This window comes from Pseudomonas sp. LBUM1669 (assembly GCF_059695705.1).
Genome location: NZ_CP166784.1, coordinates 2,871,177 through 2,888,157 on the forward strand (window position 1 = coordinate 2,871,177; position 16,981 = coordinate 2,888,157).

General features: G+C 61.3%; 17 protein-coding genes. 10 read left to right on the forward strand and 7 right to left on the reverse strand.

The features are described from left to right. Positions 1–119 precede the first annotated feature (119 nt). Positions 120–608 (forward strand): Bkd operon transcriptional regulator BkdR, encoded by a 489-nt coding sequence (gene bkdR / locus ACA051_RS13415; protein WP_008005367.1) that lies wholly within the window; start codon positions 120–122, stop codon positions 606–608. A 45-nt stretch (positions 609–653) separates the two neighbouring features. Here the strand turns inward: bkdR and ACA051_RS13420 are convergent, their stop codons facing one another. Then, positions 654–1,517 (reverse strand): MBL fold metallo-hydrolase, encoded by an 864-nt coding sequence (locus ACA051_RS13420; RefSeq protein WP_497375176.1) that lies wholly within the window; start codon positions 1,515–1,517, stop codon positions 654–656. A gap of 162 nt (positions 1,518–1,679) precedes the next feature. Between ACA051_RS13420 and ACA051_RS13425 the strand changes: the two genes are divergently transcribed. From ACA051_RS13425 to nahK, 4 genes are all read left to right on the forward strand, one after another. Next, positions 1,680–2,486, forward strand: a complete 807-nt coding sequence (locus tag ACA051_RS13425) for a sulfite exporter TauE/SafE family protein (RefSeq protein WP_497375178.1) — start codon at positions 1,680–1,682, stop codon at positions 2,484–2,486. Between the two features lie 209 nt (positions 2,487–2,695). Further along, a complete protein-coding gene (locus tag ACA051_RS13430) occupies positions 2,696–3,880 on the forward strand; it encodes a porin (RefSeq protein ID WP_497310235.1) in 1,185 nt (394 codons plus the stop codon). Between the two features lie 275 nt (positions 3,881–4,155). Beyond that, a complete protein-coding gene (nosP, locus tag ACA051_RS13435) occupies positions 4,156–5,319 on the forward strand; it encodes a nitric oxide-sensing protein NosP (protein WP_497310236.1) in 1,164 nt (387 codons plus the stop codon). Further along, complete coding sequence (gene nahK / locus ACA051_RS13440; protein WP_497375551.1) at positions 5,288–7,882, forward strand: hybrid sensor histidine kinase/response regulator NahK/ErcS'; 2,595 nt, start codon at positions 5,288–5,290, stop codon at positions 7,880–7,882. The genes nosP and nahK overlap by 32 nt, the downstream gene beginning before the upstream one ends. Before the next feature lie 132 nt (positions 7,883–8,014). Here the strand turns inward: nahK and ACA051_RS13445 are convergent, their stop codons facing one another. From ACA051_RS13445 to ACA051_RS13470, 6 genes are all read right to left on the reverse strand, one after another. Then, positions 8,015–8,680 carry a response regulator transcription factor gene (locus tag ACA051_RS13445; RefSeq protein ID WP_094471953.1) on the reverse strand — a complete coding sequence of 222 codons (666 nt, stop codon included), beginning with the start codon at positions 8,678–8,680 and terminating at the stop codon, positions 8,015–8,017. A 56-nt stretch (positions 8,681–8,736) separates the two neighbouring features. Next, positions 8,737–9,294 carry a PQQ-dependent catabolism-associated CXXCW motif protein gene (locus ACA051_RS13450; RefSeq protein WP_497375180.1) on the reverse strand — a complete coding sequence of 186 codons (558 nt, stop codon included), beginning with the start codon at positions 9,292–9,294 and terminating at the stop codon, positions 8,737–8,739. Positions 9,295–9,523: 229 nt separating this feature from the next. Continuing rightward, a complete protein-coding gene (locus ACA051_RS13455; RefSeq protein WP_497375182.1) occupies positions 9,524–10,315 on the reverse strand; it encodes an ABC transporter permease in 792 nt (263 codons plus the stop codon). Beyond that, positions 10,312–11,043 (reverse strand): ABC transporter ATP-binding protein, encoded by a 732-nt coding sequence (locus tag ACA051_RS13460; protein ID WP_497375184.1) that lies wholly within the window; start codon positions 11,041–11,043, stop codon positions 10,312–10,314. The genes ACA051_RS13455 and ACA051_RS13460 overlap by 4 nt, the downstream gene beginning before the upstream one ends. Next, on the reverse strand, positions 11,040–11,999 hold the full coding sequence (locus ACA051_RS13465) for a YVTN family beta-propeller repeat protein (protein WP_497375186.1): 960 nt from the start codon (positions 11,997–11,999) through the stop codon (positions 11,040–11,042). Before ACA051_RS13465 ends, ACA051_RS13460 begins: the two co-directional genes overlap by 4 nt. A 35-nt stretch (positions 12,000–12,034) precedes the next feature. Beyond that, a complete protein-coding gene (locus tag ACA051_RS13470) occupies positions 12,035–13,219 on the reverse strand; it encodes an ABC transporter substrate-binding protein (RefSeq protein ID WP_497375188.1) in 1,185 nt (394 codons plus the stop codon). A gap of 159 nt (positions 13,220–13,378) precedes the next feature. Here ACA051_RS13470 and ACA051_RS13475 point away from each other — a divergent pair, with 159 nt between their 5' ends. From ACA051_RS13475 to ACA051_RS13495, 5 genes are all read left to right on the forward strand, one after another. Continuing rightward, positions 13,379–13,501 carry a hypothetical protein gene (locus ACA051_RS13475; protein WP_497375190.1) on the forward strand — a complete coding sequence of 41 codons (123 nt, stop codon included), beginning with the start codon at positions 13,379–13,381 and terminating at the stop codon, positions 13,499–13,501. A gap of 201 nt (positions 13,502–13,702) precedes the next feature. Next, positions 13,703–14,164 carry a cytochrome c-550 PedF gene (gene pedF, locus ACA051_RS13480; protein WP_497375193.1) on the forward strand — a complete coding sequence of 154 codons (462 nt, stop codon included), beginning with the start codon at positions 13,703–13,705 and terminating at the stop codon, positions 14,162–14,164. Between the two features lie 3 nt (positions 14,165–14,167). After that, positions 14,168–15,046 (forward strand): substrate-binding periplasmic protein, encoded by an 879-nt coding sequence (locus tag ACA051_RS13485; RefSeq protein ID WP_497375195.1) that lies wholly within the window; start codon positions 14,168–14,170, stop codon positions 15,044–15,046. Further along, positions 15,043–15,804 carry a quinoprotein dehydrogenase-associated SoxYZ-like carrier gene (locus ACA051_RS13490; RefSeq protein ID WP_497375197.1) on the forward strand — a complete coding sequence of 254 codons (762 nt, stop codon included), beginning with the start codon at positions 15,043–15,045 and terminating at the stop codon, positions 15,802–15,804. Before ACA051_RS13485 ends, ACA051_RS13490 begins: the two co-directional genes overlap by 4 nt. Positions 15,805–15,820: 16 nt before the next feature. Then, entirely contained in the window at positions 15,821–16,759 is a 939-nt protein-coding gene (locus ACA051_RS13495) for a quinoprotein relay system zinc metallohydrolase 1 (RefSeq protein WP_497375199.1), read from the forward strand. Positions 16,760–16,981: the final 222 nt, after the last annotated feature.

A 16,981-nucleotide genomic window follows, 5' to 3' on the forward strand; every position in this document is an offset into this window, starting at 1 on the left:
CTTGTCCTACAACAATCATAGGCCCGGCGCAGAAGAATATTTATCTCTGTTTCGTTGCGCCGGAGATCATTTGAGGATAAAAAACCTGCATAAACATAAAAAACAGGTGGTTTTGTCTCATGCGCAAACTGGACCGTACCGATATCGGCATTTTGAACAGCCTTCAGGAGAACGCCCGTATCACCAATGCCGACCTCGCACGCTCGGTGAACCTGTCGCCAACGCCGTGCTTCAACCGGGTCAAGGCAATGGAAGAATTGGGCCTGATTCGCGAGCAAGTGACGCTGCTGGACGCCGACCTGCTGGGGCTGCACGTGAACGTGTTTATTCATGTCAGCCTGGAGAAACAGGTAGAGGAGGCGCTTCAGCATTTCGAGGAAGCGATTTCGGATCGCCCGGAAGTGATGGAATGCTATTTGATGGCGGGCGACCCGGACTATCTGATCCGGGTGCTGGTGCCGACCATTCAGTCGCTGGAACGCTTCATGATGGACTTCCTGACCAAAGTGCCAGGTGTGGCCAACATCCGCTCGAGCTTTGCGCTCAAGCAGGTGCGCTACAAAACCGCGCTGCCATTACCCGCCAACGGCCTAACCCTCAACAACTAAGCGAAATCCCCCTCACCACAACGACAGCTGCTGCAGAGGGGGAAGTCAGAGTTTATTCAGAGGGATTTTCAGGTAGGTCACGCCATTGTCCTCGGCCGGCGGCAGATTCCCCGCCCGTACATTCACCTGAATCGCCGGCAGCAGCAGCGTCGGCATGCCCAGCCCGGCATCGCGCTGGGTGCGCATGGCGACGAATGCCGTTTCATCGATGCCGTCATGGACGTGGATATTGCTTTTGCGTTGCTCGCCCACCGTGGTCATGCAGCGGGATTCGCGGCCTTCGGGCGGGTAGTCGTGGCAGACGTAGAGCCGAACGCTGGCGGGGAAGGCCAGCAGTTTGTGGATCGAGGCGAACATCTGGTGGGCGTTGCCGCCGGGGAAGTCGCAACGGGCAGTGCCCACGTCCGGCATGAACAAGGTATCGCCCGCCAGAATCACATCACCGTCGATCAGATAAGCCATGTCCGCCGGAGTGTGGCCGGGCACATGCAGGGCCGTGGCCTTGAGGTTGCCGATCATGAACGATTCGTCCGGCGCGAACAGATGGTCGAACTGCGAACCGTCGCTGCGAAATTCCGGCTCAAGGTTGAACAGGGTCTTAAACACGCCCTGAACCTTGCTGATCGACTGGCCAATAGCGATTTTCCCACCCAGTTCCCGACGCAAACACGGTGCGGCGGACAGGTGATCGGCATGGGCGTGGGTTTCCAGCAGCCATTGCACCTGCAGCTGATGCTCGCGAACGAAGGCGATGATTTTATCCGCCTGTGTGGTGGCGGTGCGCCCGGCAGCGGGGTCGTAGTCGAGGACCGGGTCGACGATGGCGCATGGGCCGCCGTCACCTTCGTAAATCACGTAGCTGTAGGTCGACGAGGCAGGGTCTAAAAAAGCTTCAATCAAGGCAGGCATGGTGGCCGCTTCTTTCAGGACAAGGCATGAGGGTAGTGTCATTTTCCCTGCGCTGACCAGCCCCCGTGTTAATTGATGAAGGAAAAAAGCCGCACGGGCTCTATCCTGTCAGTCATCGATACCGGGCGTTCCCGGCTATTTTTCACAGATCTCGAGCGTTTTATGTTGTTGGCTAGTTTTTTTGGGGTGGTGATGGGCCTGGTCCTGGGATTGACCGGGGCAGGGGGTGGCATTCTGGCGGTGCCGGCCCTGGTGCTGGGGCTGGGTTTGACCATGACTCAGGCCGCTCCGGTGGCGTTGTTTGCGGTGGGCAGTGCGGCGGCGGTCGGGGCCATTGATGGTTTGCGCCATGGCCTGGTGCGCTATCGCGCCGCGTTGTTGATCGCACTGCTGGGGGCGATTTTTTCGCCGGTGGGCATCTACTTCGCTCATCAGTTGCCGGAAAAAATCCTGATGATTCTGTTCAGTCTGCTGATGGTCATGGTGGCCTGGCGGATGTTGCGTCGCGAGCGCCAGGAAGAAGGACCGAGCGACCACGGCCACGCCAACTGGGGCCAGAAGAACTGCATGCTCGATCAGCAGACCGGGCGCTTTTCCTGGACCGCCAAATGCACCGCGACCCTCGCGGCATTAGGCGCGGTGACCGGTGTGGTCTCCGGGCTGCTCGGGGTGGGCGGCGGCTTCCTGATCGTCCCGGCGTTCAAGCAACTGACCGATGTGCAGATGCGCGGCATCGTCGCCACGTCCTTGATGGTGATCAGCCTGATTTCCGCCATCGGGGTGATCGGCGCGTTTCATGCCGGGGTCAGGATTGATGCATTGGGTGCGACGTTCATTGTTGCCAGCGTGATCGGCATGATCGTCGGCCGACAACTGAGCGCGCGCGTCCCGGCGCGGTCCCTGCAAGTCGGTTTCGCCAGCGTGTGTGTCGTGGTCGCCGCTTACATGCTGTTCAGAGCGGGCGCCTAGGGAGTACCGGTTCCTGTGGCCGCCAGTCTGCCGGGCAGGCGTACATCCTAAGTTCCGGGTCTTGGCGCGACCCGGTCTTACACCGAATTTTCCGCGCATCACCGGCCACTCCAAAGCACTTCAAAACCGCCCCCAAGGCAGCGTATGCCGCCGCCGGTCACCTTTCGATAATCGCCTCCGACATCCAGTCCCCCGCTGCGGAGCGCGTCATGCACAACAATAAGAACTTCAAGCATCGTTACTTGCCTGCCTTTATCGTCAGCCTGTCGACCCTCGGTTTGAGCACGATGGCCGAGGCCGAGATCGTGCTGTACGACAAGGACCAGACCACGTTCTCGACCGACGGTTACATCAACGCCTTCTACGTGAACAGCGATGTAGACCGTGCCGGCGACCAGTACGATCGTCGTCAGGCACGGGTGAAAATGGGCTATCTGCCCAACTACCTGGGCTTCAACATGGGCAAGCAGGTCGATGACCTCAAGCTCGGTGCCCGGGCCTCCTTCTGGGTGACCATCAACGACAGCCAGACCAACGGCACCGACACCGCCATCGACGTGCGGCAGTTCTACGGCACCGTGGCCAATCCGCAATGGGGCGAGGTGCTGATCGGCAAGGACTTTGGCCTATTCGCCCGCTCCAACATTCTGCTCGATGAAATGCTCGCCGGTTACGGCCAGGTCAGCGATACCCTGGGGTTGGTAGATGGTGGCGGCGTGTCGTTCGGCAATATCGGCACCGGTTATCCGTACCCGTTCCCGACCTCGCAGATCACCTATCGCACCCCGGTGATGGAGGGTTTGCGGGTGGCCGTGGGGATTCTCGACCCGGTGGACACCAACGACAGCAGCTCGTTGGGCAAGGCGTACCAGGAGAACCCGCGTACCGAGAGCGAGGTCACCTATCAGTTCGACGTCGCCGGAGCGAAGATTTACAGCTGGGTCAACGGCAGCTACCAGACCTCGGACAATACCGACTCCACCGTCCAGTCCGTCACCTCCAAAGGCGTCGGCTACGGTGTGCAGGCGAAGATGGGTGGGTTGTCGCTGACCGGCTCCGGTTTCCAGGCCAAGGGCATCAATCCGTTCTTCACCAACAACGCCGGCGAACCGACCCTGCGCAACGTCGACAGCGACGGTTACTTGCTGCAGGGCTCGTACAAACTGGGCAAAAACCGCCTGGCCTTGTCTTACGGCAAGACCAATGACGACGGCAATGGTGTGGTCGGCAGCGGCGCGGACTATGAAACCCGCGGCATTGCGTTGTTCCATGACGTCAATGACAACCTCAAACTCGTGGCCGAGTACAACCAGTTCGAAATCAACGGCCACGACACCAGCGCCCAGAACGAAGACACCGATACCTTTGCGGTGGGGGCGGTGTTGAACTGGTAACAAGCTGATCTGCGAACCCTACCCCTGTGGCGAGGGAGCTTGCTCCCGCTGGAGCGCGTAGCGGTCCCTATTCTGGTCGCGCATCGGCCGGTTGGGGGACTGCTGCGCAGTCCAGCGGGAGCAAGCTCCCTCGCCACAAAAGCATCAGCCATCAAGCGCCCGCCCCGCCGACTCTCATCCCATCGAAGCGCCTGACCGCTACCCAAGTAGCATACGTCGCAGCCCGCAGGCTTCGTACACTCGTGTCTCATACACGCGCACCTGCGGGGGTGGTCATGCAGCAGGTCCAGAGTGAAGGGGTGGTCAGCGGCATGTCCCAGGCCACCGATGCCCAGGAAGTGGCTCAGGAGCTCGCGCGGCAGTTATTGCACCCGCATCTGGGTTTCGTGCTGTTCTTCTGCTCCGCCGAGTACGACTTGCAGGCGCTGGGCCAGGCCTTGCAACAGAGCTTCGGCGGCATTCGCCTGGTGGGTTGCACCAGCGCCGGGGAAATCACGCCCTTGGGCTACGGCCGCAATTGCGTGACGGCGGTGGGGTTCGACCATCGGCATTTTTCCATCGACGCTGAACTGATCTGCGAGATGGAACGCTTCAGCCTGATCGACGCCCAGCAAATGGTCGAGCGCCTGGTCAGTGGCTGTCGCAGCAACACCCTGGCGCCGATCAAGGGCAACAGCTTTGCCCTGACCTTGCTCGATGGTCTGTCCAGCCGTGAAGAAATGGTCCTCGCTGCGTTGAGCGCGGCGTTGGGCGACATCCCGCATTTCGGCGGTTCGGCCGGCGACGACAACTACCTGACCCACACCCACGTCTATTTTAATGGCGAGTTCCACAGCGGCGCGGCGGTGGTGGTGCTGGTTAACACCTGGCTGGATTTCGAAGTTTTCACTACCCATCACATTCTGCCCCGAGCAGAAAAATTGGTGGTCACCGGAGCCGACAGCGCCTCGCGCCGGGTCTTTGAACTGAACGCCGAGCCGGCTGCCGAGGAGTACGCCCGACACATCGGCGTGCCGGTGGCCGAACTCGATCACCGGGTCTTTGCCGCACACCCCTTGGCGGTGCGGATCAACGATCAGTATTACGTGCGGGCGATCCAGCAGGTCCATCCAGACCTGAGCCTGAGTTTCTACTGCGCCGTGGAAAACGGCATCGTCCTCACCGTCATGACTCCCGGCCCGATGCTGCCGAACCTGCAAACCCTGTTTGAAGGCTTGCAGGAGCGTCTTGGCGATCTACTGCTGACCATCGGCTGCGACTGCTTTCTCAGGCGTCTGGAACTGGAAGACGGCGGCAGCCTGGAGCAGATCGGCACGTTTTTGCGTGACCAACGGGTGATGGGTTTCAACACCTACGGAGAACAGTTCAATGGCATGCACATCAACCAGACCTTCACCGGGGTTGCCATTGCCCGAGGCCGGTCCCCTGGACATCGCTGAGCTCCAGGCGCAGCTCGCCAGCCTGCGCCACGACAATCAGAAACTGCAGCGCATCAACGGCGCGCTGATCGAACGGATCGAATCCGGCGTCACGCGCGGCAATGATCCCTACGCGGCCTTCCAGCATTCGGTGGTGCTGGCCGAACAGGTGCGTGAGCGCACCGACGCCTTGAACCAGGCCATGGCCGAACTCAAGTCGGGCAATCACTTGCTCAGCGAAGCGCGCCTGCGGGCGGAAACCGCGCATCAGCATTTGATCGATGCCATCGAGAGCATCTCCGATGCCTTTGTGCTGTTCGATGCCGACCAGCGCATCGTCTTGTTCAACAGCCGTTTCAAGGCGTTCTGGAGCAACAGCCGGGTGCGCATCAACGCCGGCATGCGCCTGGTCGAGGTCAAGCGCCTGATGTCCGTCACCGGGTTGTTCACTGAAGAACCGCGCGGGCATGCTGACGAAAACCTCATCTATCGCTTGCAGGACGGCCGCTGGCTGCAAGTCAGCGAACGGCCCACCCAGGAAGGTGGGCGGGTGATCCTCTTTACCGACATAACCGACGTCAAACTCAGCGAAACCATGCGCCGCGAGCAAGCCGTGGCGCAGAAATCGCACTTGCTGCAACGGGCGGTCGACAACCTGTCCCAAGGCGTGGCCATGGTCAATGCCGAAGGCATCCTGGAACTGTGGAACCGGCGTTTCCTCGAACTCAGCGGGCTGGCTCCGGTGGCGGCCCATCGGCCGTTTGCCGAAGTGATTGCCGACAGCGAGTTGAACCTGCTGACCCCGGCCAGTCGCGATGCCAACGGGCGGCACGTGCAGGAATGCGAGCAGCGCCTCTACGATGGCCGGGTGCTGGAAATTCGCACGCATCCGTTGCCCACTGGCGGCTTCGTCAACACCTTCACCGACATCACCGAACGCTACCAGCACGCCGAAGCCCTCAGCGAAAGCGAGCGCTGGATTCGCCTGATCACCGACCATGTCCCCGCGCTGATCGCCTACCTCAATGCCGATCTGGTCTACGAATTCACCAACAAGGTCTACGAAGAATGGTACTGCTGGCCTCGCGGCGTGATGCTCGGGCAGAGCCTGCGCGAAGTTCACAGCGAGCAGCATTACCAGCGACTTGAGGCCTACGTGGCCCGGGCCTTGGCCGGTGAGAGCGTGACGTTCGAGTTCGCCGAAACCAACATCAACAATCAGGAACGCTACATGCTGCGCTCCTACGTGCCCAATCGCCTGGCCACCGGGGAAGTGGTGGGGATTTTCGTGTTGATCCGCGACATCACCGAGCGCCGCCGCACGGCCGAGGCGCTGCACCAGGCCTATCAGAATCTCGAGTTGCGGGTGCGCGAACGCACCACCGAACTGACCACCCTCAATGACCAATTGCTGCGCGAAATCGACGAGCGCCGACGCGTGGAATCGCGTTTGCGAGAGGCCAAGCTTGAGGCGGAGCAGGCCAACCTGTCGAAGACCAAGTTTCTTGCCGCCGTGAGTCACGACCTGCTGCAACCGCTCAACGCGGCTCGACTGTTCACCAGCGCTTTGCTGGAACGGCGCGAGCCGGTGGCCAATGCGATTTTGGTGCGCAATGTCAGCAATTCGCTGGAGGACGTGGAGAACCTGCTAGGCACGCTGGTGGACATTTCCAAACTGGATGCTGGGGTGATCAAGGCCGACATTGCGCCGTTCGCCCTGAGCGAACTGCTGGAAAACCTTGCGGCCGAGTACACCCAGGTGGCCCGCAGTGAAGGGCTGGAGCTGCATTTCATCCCGTGTTCGGCGCTGGTGCGCAGCGACATCCAGTTGCTCGCGCGGATCCTGCGCAATCTGTTGAGCAACGCCATTCGTTATACCTACAGCGGTCGCGTGGTGCTCGGGTGTCGGCGTCATCATCAGCGGTTGACGATCGAGGTCTGGGACAGCGGGATGGGCATTGCCGAAAATCGACTGGAAGAGATTTTCCAGGAGTTCAAGCGCGGCGATGTGCAGCGCCCGGACCAGGACCGTGGGTTGGGTCTGGGGCTGGCCATTGTCGAGAAGATTGCCGGGATTCTCGGTCACCGCATTCATGTGCGTTCGTGGCCGGGCAGGGGTTCGATGTTTTCCGTCGAAGTACCCTTGAGCGCCACGGCACCCAAGGCTCAACCGGCATTGCTGATGAGTGAGCCGATGCTGGAACGCCTGCGCGGGGCGCGGGTGTGGGTGCTGGATAACGACGCGGCAATATGCGCGGGCATGCGCACGTTGCTGGAAGGGTGGGGATGCCGGGTGGTCACGGCCCTGTCGGAGCAAGACTTGGCGCGGCAGGTGGACAACTATCACGAGGAAGCCGACCTGCTGATCGCCGACTATCACCTGGATGACGAGCAGAACGGCGTCGATGCTGTGGCCCGGATCAACGCCCGGCGCGGTTCAGCAATCCCGGCGATGATGATTACCGCCAACTACAGCAATGAGCTGAAGCAGCAGATTCGTGAGTTGGGGCACACGTTGATGCACAAACCGGTAAGGCCGATGAAGCTCAAGACCGCGATGAGTCATCTGCTAGGCCGGCCCTGAATTTTCTGGTGATTGTGCTGGCCTCATCGCGAGCAGGCTCGCTCCCACAGTGGATCTGCGTCGTACACAGATTCTGTGACCGATGCAGTTCAATGTGGGAGCGAGCCTGCTCGCGATGAAATCGACGCGGTTTCAACGCCGCAGATAAGACCCGAAATCAATATCCCCGGCACTCAGAATCGCCTGCACCCGGTTGTGCACGTTGAGTTTGCGCAGAATCGCCGAAACATGCGCCTTGACCGTGGTTTCGGCGATTTCCAGGGTGTAGGCGATCTGCTTGTTCGATTCGCCCTTGGTCATGCGTTCGAGCACCAGCAACTGCTTGCGGGTCAAGGCCTGTAGCAGTTCCGGCGGGAAACTCGGGTTGTCATTCATGCGCCGGTGGGTGCCGCATTTTTGCGTGCGGATGATGTCCGGCGGCAAGTACACATTACCATTGAGGATCTGCTGGATGGCCTCGGTCATCTGCACCCGGGGCGAGGATTTGGTGATGAACCCCACCGCGCCATAGGTGATGGCTTGCAGCACGATCTGCTTGTCCTGCTCGGCTGAAACGATCACCACCGGAATGGTCGGCGCCTCGTTGCGCAGGTTGATCAGGCCATTGAGGCCGTGCATGCCGGGCATGTTCAGGTCGAGCAGGATCAGGTCCAGGTCGTCGTGTTCCTGAGTCAGCAGCAGGGCGCTGTCCAGGTCAGCGGTTTCCATCACCTCGCTGCCCGGAAAACCATCGCTGATGACGTTATGAATGGCTTCGCGAAACAGCGGGTGATCGTCGGCAATCAGAATTTTGTACATAGCCTTTCACCTCATTATTTTGATTAGGGTGTGGCAACAACACGCACGCGTAAAGGTCAGGGGAAGGGCTCGGGCTGGGCGGGCGTCACGGGCAGATTGGCGGCTTGCCAGGCATCCAGACCGTCGCGATACCAATACAGTGTCTTATAGCCCATGGCCGCGGCGCGTTTTACCGCATTCCAGCTCAGCCAGCAGTCGGCGCGGCAGTAGAAGACCAGCGGTTGCGCGAGGTCTCCTGCGGTCAATGCGTTCAGGTTACGCGCAAAATAGCCCTGCCAGTCAGGTGTCAGGTCGCCGTCGCCGGTATTGGCCAGCCAATGGCTGCCGGGCAGGTTCTCGTGGGGTTGGTCTTCGATGAAACGTCCTTGCAGCCATTGGCGGCGGTAGACGTCGATCAGCACCGGACGCGGTGTCTGGGTGAGCAGGGTTTGCAGGGCGGCGGTGTCGATGATGGCCGCGCCTTGAAGCTGATTCGGGGTCGGGCTGCGGTAAAGGCCGATGCGATAGCCGTCGGCGGAGAACAGCGGCGTATCGGCGTGCGCGGCGCCCAGCAACAGGCTCAGCGACAGCACAGCAAGGGAAGGGCGCAACAGACAACGTTGGGCACGCGGCATGGGGTTCAATCCTTATAGTTATGAACCCATTACATGCCAGTCTCGGGGCATTGGGAATGCGACGATAGACAGGAAAACCAGTACTAAAGTAGTAATTTCACCCTGCCTGTCCAACACAAATCCCCTGTGGGAGCGGGCTTGCTCGCGAAAGCGTCCATTCAGTCGACAACGATGTGTCTGACACACCGCTTTCGCGAGCAAGCCCGCTCCCACAGGGGGAGTTGTGGTGTCAGTTGGTTTTGCGCAGGGCGGCGTGTTGCGGGTTGAAGGTGAGGACGGCAAGCAGGGCGAACAGCAACGTCAGCCCCGCGGACACCGCCAGCGCCAGCGGATTGAAGCGTTCATACAAGGCAAACCGCACCAGCTCCACCGCGTGGGTAAACGGGTTCAGCGCGCACAGCCAGTACAGCCACTCGCTGGACTCGCGCATCTTCCACAGCGGATACAACGCCGACGACAGGAAAAACAACGGGAAGATCACGAAATTCATCACCCCGGCAAAGTTCTCCAGTTGCCGGATCGCATTGGACAGCAGCAGGCCCAGCGCACTGAGCATCAACGCCACCAGCAACAACGCCGGCAAGGCGAGCAACAGCCCCATGGCCGGTGGCTGCACGCCGTACACCCAGGCAATCGCCAGAAAGGCATACACCTGCAACAGCGAAATCAGCGAAGTGGCCAGCAGTTTGCTGCACAGCAGGAAAGTCCGGGGCAAGGGGCTGGTCAGCAGCACGCGCATGCTGCCCATCTCCCGGTCGTAGACCATCGACAGCGAACCCTGCATGCCGTTGAACAACAGGATCATGCAGGCCAGCCCCGGGATGATGTAGACCTCATAGGGAATGTAAGTGTCGTAGGGCTCGATGATCGCGATCCCGAGGGCCGCGCGAAAACCGGCGGCGAACACCAGCAGCCACAGCAGTGGCCGCACCAGCGCACTGAGAAACCGCGTGCGCTGCAACACAAAACGCAGCCATTCACGCAGCACGATGCCGCTGAAGCATTGCCAATACGCATTCATCGGACGGCTCCTGATGTCGTCAAACGGGTGAAGGCCGAACCGAGGTCGCCGCCATGCGCCTGGCTCAAGGCATCAGCCCGCCCGCTGGCCACAAGACGGCCCTGATGAAGAATCAGCAAGTCGTCGCTCGGCTGCACTTCATCCAGCAAATGGGTGGTCCAGAGCACGCTGATGTGCTGCTCGCGGCACAGACCTCGGATGTGTTGATTGAGCGCCAGGCGGCTGGCCGGGTCGAGGCCTACGCTGGCCTCGTCGAGCAGCAACAGCCGTGGCTCATGCAGCAAGGCACGGGCAATTTCCACCCGGCGACGGTGGCCGCCATTGAGTTCGCGGACCCGTTCGCGACGGCGATCGGTCAGCGCCTGGCGGGCCAACTCGGCGTCGACCCGCAGGCCAGTCTGACGCCGGGACATGCCATGCAGCGCGGCGTGATAACGCAGGTTCTGCTCGACGCTGAGGTCCAGGTCCAACGTGCTTTGCTGAAACACCACGCCCAATTGCTTGAGCGCCGGACGTGCCGCGTTGCGCAACGAACAGCCGCCAACCCGGATGTCTCCGCGCTGCAAATCATAGAGCCGAGTGAGCAGGGCAATCAGCGTCGATTTGCCCGCGCCGTTCGGCCCCAGCAACGCCGCGAATCGCCCGGGAGCCAGGCTGAAACTCACCTGCCGCAAGGCCTCCCGCGCGCCATAGGCGAAGCTCAGTTCGCTGACTTCCAGTGCGTTCATGGCGTCACCACCACGCCCCACGGATAGCGCCCGACTTTTACCGATTTGGTGACCTTGAGGCTGTCGACATCAATCACCGACACATCGCCACTGACGCCGTTGGTGGCCAGCAACTGCTTTTGATCGGGGGTAAACGACATCTGCCAGACGCGCCGGCCAACCAAAAGGTAATCAAGAATCTCGAAGGTCTTGGCGTCAATCACCGCCACATGATTGGCCGGCCCGAGCGCGACGAAACCGTACTTGCCGTCGGCGCTGAGCTTGATCCCCACCGGTTGGACTTTGTCTGGGTGCACGCCCTTGATCTGGAAGGTCAGGGTCTTGAGGACCTTGCGGGTGGCGACGTCGAGAATCGTCACTGTCCCGCCAATTTCCGCCGAGGCCCAGAGTTGCGAACCTTCAGGTGAAAACTCGACGAAACGCGGCCGCTGATCGACCAGGGTGCTGTCAGCCAGGGTCTGGGTGCTGGTGTCGATCCAGTGCAGCATGTTGGTGGTTTCGCTGGTGTTCACCGCCCACTTGCCGTCGGGGCTGACGGCCATGCCTTCGGGTTCGACGCCGACGCTGATCTGGCCCAGCACCTTGGAAGTTTCGGTGTCGATCACGGTCACCAGCGCATCGTCCTCGTTGGAAACGTACAACCAGCGATTGTTGGGATGCAGGGCGAACTGCTCGGGGTCCTTGCCCGATGGCAATTCCTTGATGATCTTGCGCGTGGCGACGTCCATCACCTGGACCCGGTCCGAGTCACTGGCGCAGATGTACAGCAGCTTGTTGTCGTGGGACAGCAGCAAACCGCGCGGGCGCTGGCCGACGGGCAGGGTGTCGGTGACTTGCAGGGTTTGCAGGTCGATCAGGCTCAGGCTGTTGTCTTTTTCGTTGGAGACCCAGGCGGTAGAGGCGACGGCGTGCCCGGCGGCGAGCAGCAAGGCGCAAGAGAGCAGGGTGCGGCGCATGATGGATTCCTTTTTGTTGTAGTTGTTGTGGCGGATCAGGGGAAGCGGCAGCTGACCTCGGGCTTGTCGTAGCCGAGGCTGTCCATTTCGTTGACGGGGTGCAGGAAACCGTCTTGCGGCGACGTGCTGACCAAGGCCCGGGGCTGGACGATGGGAATCGGTTGGCGCAACTGGCCGTTCCACGGGCGATAACTGAGCTTGCGACCCTTGAATCCGTCCAGCGGCAATTGATCGCTGATTTCCAGCGTGCGGATCGCCACCGGATCGACCTGCCGCAGTTTGCTCACCGCACTGGCGATGCTGCGCACGGCGATCCAGGCGGCGAAGTCGCGGTCATTCATCCAGCGCCCGGCCAGGGCTTCGAAGCGTTTCTGCAATTGGGCGGCGCCGTAGGTTTCCACGGTTTTGTGCCATCCCACCGGGGTCAGGCCCTGTGTGCCGGCGACCGGCCGTGGGTACCAGGTCTGGTAGGGCACGTACTCGCCGAAATCGCCGCGTTCGTCCGCCACCAGCACCACATCGTATTCGGCGGTCTGGGTGAACAGCGGCATGTCGGCCTGGGCGCTGCGACGCTGATCGTTGTCGAAACTCCAGGCTTTTTCCGCAACCAGTTTCAGGCCGAAGCGTTTGGCGGCGCGGCGCAGGGCGGCGGCATAGGCCTGATCGTCCGGGGTCGGGCCGACGATCAGCAGCGCCCGTTGCCATTTACGCACCACCAGAAACTGCGCCAGGGCATCGGCGAGCATCGCCCGGCTCGGCAGGCTGTGCAGCACGTTTGGCAAGCAGTCGGTGGTGCGCAGGCTGTCATCCGGGCTACCGGCGTTGAACAGCAAACTGTCGGTCAGCACGGCGCTGAGCCGGCGCAGTGTCTCCACCGGCGCATTCACCACAAACAGGCGCAGACCCCGTGCGTGCTGGGCCTTGGCCGCTTCGATCAGGGCATCCGGGCTGTCGGCATTGGCGGTGACGAGGCTGTAACTCTGGTTGAGAAAACGCCCGGTGCTGTTGCTGTCGGTGATCGCCAGTTCGGCGCCGCGAAGCCCGGCATCGACCGGTTCGGGAATCACGTTCGACAGCAGCGGGCCGGGGTCAGGCCGATAGCCCAGGTAGCCGATCTGCACCTGCAACGGCGCATCCGCGGCCTGGCTCTGCGTCGCGAGCCCGGCGGCGCAGGCAATCGCCAGCAGGTAGATCAGGGCGTAAGGGGCAAGCTTTCGCATAACGGCACTCCATTACAGGTAGCGCCAGCATAGGAAGCCTGCGAGGCAGAATGAAATATGCAGAAAGTACCAGTCAGGCAGTACCAAGGTAGTAGCTCGCCCGGGGCGGCGCGGTTCTAGCATGGGCAATCACGGGCATCACACTGGAGGAGATCGACCATGCGAATTCTCAAAGCGCTGCTCCTGCCGTTGTTGTTGATCCTGACCCTGATCGGTGTCGACAAGCTCCAGGGCCCCCGCCCGGCGCCGTTGCTGGTCTTGCCCGCGACACCGGAGCGCTAGGCGTGTCAGTCACTGTGGTGGATCAACCTGCGAGTCTGCGGTTTTTTCGCCGTGATCATGCGGGTGGTGCGTCACAAGCCCTACTACCAAGGGATTAGACGGCGGCCACCAAAGCAGTATGGGGATTGTGCGAGGCCGGTACCAAGATGGGTGCCATAGCCTCTTCAACGAGGTTTTGCGTGCAATCTTGAGGGCATAACAATGACAACAAAACGCAACGCCTTACTCGTTGCCGGAGTGCTGGCAGGTTTCATCAGTGCAGGTTCGGTCTGGGCCCACGGCAACGTGGTCCCCCAGGCTGTCGAAACGTCTGGCCTGACCCCGATCAAGGACGCAGGCGTCAAGGTCGATGCAGATGGCTGGGCAGCGGTGAACCCTTACCGCTCCACCCCGGAACACGATAAGGCCGTGGAAATCGGCTCTTCGGCCTACAACCAGAACTGCGCCGCGTGTCATGGCCTGGAAGCCAAGTCCGGCGGCATCGCCCCCGATCTGCGCATGCTCGATGTCGGTGACGCGGGCGATGAATGGTTTGTCGAGCGCGTGCGTAACGGTGCGGTACGAGATGGCCGGGTCTACATGCCGAAGATGGCGGATTACTTGAGCCAGGAAGCGTTATGGGCTGTGCGCACCTACCTGGACAGCGTTCACGTCGAGGAGTAATCCATGCGCCTGCTCGCTGTGTTGATCAGCGCTGTGTTGCTGTGCTGCCAAACGGTGCAGGCGCAGGTCCGTACCTATGACGAAATGATCGCTGCCGGGGAGCTGAAAGTGGCGGTCTACAAGGACTTCGCTCCCTACAGTTTTGAAGATGCCGGCCGGCCTCGCGGGGTTGATGTCGAACTCGCCGAAGCCTTGGCCAAAGCGCTTGGCGTGCGCCTGACGCTGATCTGGGCGCCCGCCGGCGAGAAGCTCGATGACGACCTGCGGGACTACATCTGGCGGGCCAGTCAGCTGCACGATTTGCAGTTGGCCGACCTGATGATGCGCGTGCCCTACGATCGCGATTACGCGCAAAAACGCAACGAACTGGGTGAGCTGGAAAACGGTCATGTGGTGATGTTCGGGCCGTACCAGAACGAACAATGGCAAGTCGCCTATGATCGCCGCCGTCTCGACAAGGTGGGCAGCGTCGCGGTGTTCGAGCACCACCCGATTGGCGTCGAAGTCGACAGCGTGCCGTCGTTCTACCTGACCTCGGTGTTCAACGGCATGCTCGCCGGCAAAACCCACCACTATCCCGGTGTACCCCAAGCCTTCGCGGCGATGAAGGCCGGTGAAGTCGATGCGGTGATGGCCATGCGTGGCGAGATCGACTGGCAAGTGCACGAAGCCCACGATCCGCAAGTGGCGCTGGCGGAAAACGCCTACCCGAACATGGGCAAGCAACTCTGGGAGATCGGCATGGCGGTGCACGAAAGCAACCGGCAACTGGCCTACGCCGTGGAAGAGGCGCTGGAGGGCTTGATCCGCGAGGAGGTGGTCAAGACCATTTATGGTCATTACGGCCTGCGCTATGACGTGCCCGAGATGTACCAACCGTGAACTGGCGAGCGAGTTGCCTGTTGCTCTGCTGGTTGCCCCTGGCGGCGCACGCTGGCGATATCGAACCGGGCAAAGACCCGGTGCCCTCGGTGATGTGGGCCTTCTACCACAAGCAAATACTTGGCAATGCGCCGTTCGTGTTCGATAACCGGGTCAAGCTGCTGGCGCCGCCGTTCGCCGAAGATGCCCGGCAAGTGCCGCTGGAAATCGACGCCCGGGCGTTCAAAGGCGAAGTGGTGAAAATCCTCGCCTGGGCGGAACTCAATCCGCTGCCGAAGATTGTCGATTTCCAACCGATAGACCGCGTGCTGCCGTGGCTGTCGATCCGCATCCGTATCGAGCAAGCCACGCCGTTGCGCGCGGCGGTGCTGACCCGCGATGGGCTCTGGCATGTCGGCTCTACGTTGATCGATGCGGCGGGCGGCGGATGCACCGCGCCCAGCGTCGTGCGCACCGAGCCAGGCTGGGAAGACCACGTCGGCGAAGTATTGGGCGGTCGTTATCCGCGCGGTGAGTTCAGCCGGGTGCGCTTGCAAGTGGCGCACCCGATGGACAACGGCATGGTCAGCGGCATCCCGGAATTTTTCATCAACCATGCCGAGCTGCGCGACGGGAACGATCAGCTGCTGGCCCGACTGGAGCTGTTTCCCGCCGTCAGCGAAAACCCCAACCTGGCCTTCGACATCGAAGGGGCAGGGCAGACGCGCCTGTTGCTGCGTGACAACAGCGGCAATCAATTCGATGCGGCCATACCCTGACCCCAAGGAGCGCGTGATGCGCTGGATGCTGCTGTTGTTCATGAGCCTGAGCCTGCCGGCACTGGCGGACCTCGACTACGTGCTCAAGCCCCGAAAGATCGCCCAAGATACCTGGCTGCTAGAAGGCAACACCGACAATTTCGCCAAGGCCAACGGCGGCAACATCGTCAATACCGCGTTTATCGTCACTGAACGCGGGGTGGTGGTGATCGACACCGGGCCGTCCAGACGCTATGGCGAAGCGATGCGCAAAGCCATTGCCGCGACCACCGATAAGCCGGTGATTGAGGTTCTGCTGACCCATCACCACCCGGACCATGTGCTGGGCAACCTGGCCTTCAGTGATGTGCCGATCGGTGCATTGGCCGGCACCACCGAGCTGTTGCATCGGCAGGGCGACGCCATGGCCGAGAATATGTATCGACTGGTGGGGGACTGGATGCGCGGCACCGAAGTGGTGCTACCGACCCGGACGCTGAACCCCGGCGTATTGAGTTTTGGGAATCACGATCTGCGCCTGCTGAGCCTGGGTGGGCACACCGGTGCGGATCTGGCTATTCTCGACCAGAAAACCGGCGTGCTGTTTGCCGGGGACCTGGTGTTTTACCAACGGGCGCTGACCACGCCCAACAGCCCGGGGCTGTCGGTGTGGCTGGCGGACATCGCCACGCTTCAAGGCCTGCCGTGGACGCTGATCGTGCCCGGCCATGGACCGGTGGCCAGCGATCAGCAACCGTTCGAGCAAATGCGCGACTATCTTGGCTGGCTCGATCAGATCATGCGCGACGGCGCCTCCAATGGCAGCGACATGAGCGAGATGATCCGCAGTCCCATTCCCGAGCGGTTTGCTGGCATCAGCCTGAGTCGCTATGAGCTGATTCGCAGCGTCAGTCATCTGTATCCGCGCTATGAGCGCGCACAGATGACCCGAGTCGATTCCACCGCCGACAAATGACTCACACAAATCCCTGTGGGAGCGGGCTTGCTCGCGAAGGCGTCGTGTCAGGCAATATTAATATCAACTGATACACCGCCTTCGCGAGCAAGCCCGCTCCCACAGGGGACTGGTGTCGATCACCCAATTCGGTGTTGATCTCCTCCGACCCGGTACTAAGGAACTAGCAATCTCAACACTGCGGGCAATTGTTCCAAAGGCGGCGGCGCCGAAGAATCTGCA